General features: G+C 48.6%; 2 protein-coding genes. Both read right to left on the reverse strand.

Going from position 1 to position 1,497, the window contains the following annotated elements:
• Positions 1 to 875, reverse strand: an 875-nt coding sequence (locus NZ772_18820) for a hypothetical protein (GenBank protein ID MCS6815611.1), incomplete at its 3' end; no start/stop codon positions are given.
• On the reverse strand, positions 872 to 1,497 hold a 626-nt coding region (locus NZ772_18825), incomplete at its 5' end, for a glycosyl transferase family 2 (protein MCS6815612.1). The genes NZ772_18825 and NZ772_18820, both read right to left, overlap by 4 nt.

Consider the following 1,497-nt stretch of genomic DNA (forward strand, 5'->3'; position numbering starts at 1 on the left):
GATCGTCGGTGCTGTATGGCATACTGCGCCTGGGGATGGGCAAAACACCGAGCAGGGTCAATCTCAGGCAACACATCCTGCCCTAGATCATTGCGCACAAAAAAGGCATTGAAGCCATACAGATTACAGCCCACAAGCCGATAGCCCTTTTCTCGCCCCAGTTTGACAAATGCAGGCAAGGAAGCACCACAATAGTCTGGCCCCTCAGGGCTAAACTCTGCCACAAAGTGAGGATCGTAAGGTATCGTCACAGCTTGATCGGCTCCCCACAGGTTATTAAACTCCACTACCACCACCCTAGGATTCACACAAGTTATCGCCCGCCAAATCCAATAATCCACGCCATCTAAATCCAGGGACAACAGATCAATATCCCCTGCGAAGCCATGCTGGGTAATCAGGTCATTAACCGCTTCTGCCGTGACCCATGCTTGGACAAGGGTAGGAGGATACACCAGCGTATCAGGACAGGTCGCATAAAATCTCCGCCCGCGCTCAATATTTGCCGGGTTGCCATCCACCAACAGCCCTGTCCATTTGTGGTTCACGATCAAGTTAGCACTGTTACATTCAATCCCATCTCCTGCACAAATTTCCACGGCTCTGCGGGTTTCCATACCAATCAGGGCAAAGATATACAGCAGGTAGCCATCCTCTTCGTTTTGGGAATAGACGCGAAAACCTGTCGTCGCAAACTCAGGCATTCTAGTCCCAGCTTGCTTCAAGGCTTGGTAGTGTTGGGTAAGCAACACCTGTACAGCCTGGTTATTAATCATGTGTCGGAGTTGGGAGAAATCGGTAGTTAAGTCTTGCCGGAATGTTTGAAATGTCTCAGCTAGCAAAGTTCTCAATAGTCGTTTTAGCAATGCTTTCATGCGTCTAACACCTGAATACACTCACCAATATCAAGACGCTTCAATTCAGCACGGATGTAGCTATAACGATCGTAGGTTTGCATAACACCTTGTTTGAATAAACGCTGTTGCCAAACCATCCCCACAATATCGGGTCGTAGGAGTAGAAATTTCACTATGAACAAGAGTCTTGCCAAGACATGGCACTGCTCGGCTAACCCCAACGTAAATTGCTCTAGCCGATAGGGAAACAGGAGGCGCTGCTGGTTTAACCGGGCAAACAATTCTGGGTGACGGATTTTGAGGATTGGCAATGCCGCAATAATCATCTCACAGAATTTTTCCCGGAACTTAGAAGACGATGGATTGGTGATGGCTGTTGCTTGATGGTCATGAATGCGCCAAGTGGCTAACGTTTCTGGCAAATGCAGGGTATTGCAAACTAGAGTTGATCGCATCCCCCACTCAAAATCACCCATGGATCCCCAATCCGATCGAAAGAGGCCGACGCGATCAACCAGCGATCGACGAATCAAGAGCTGTGTAAGTGACACAAATACACTATAGAGAGCACAATATAGCAGCCCGTCATAGGGCGCTAGACGCTTGTGTTTTTTGCTCATGAGTTCCCCATAGAACTGGG

The organism is Cyanobacteriota bacterium, from assembly GCA_025054735.1.
GTDB lineage: Bacteria > Cyanobacteriota > Cyanobacteriia > SKYG9 > SKYG9 > SKYG9.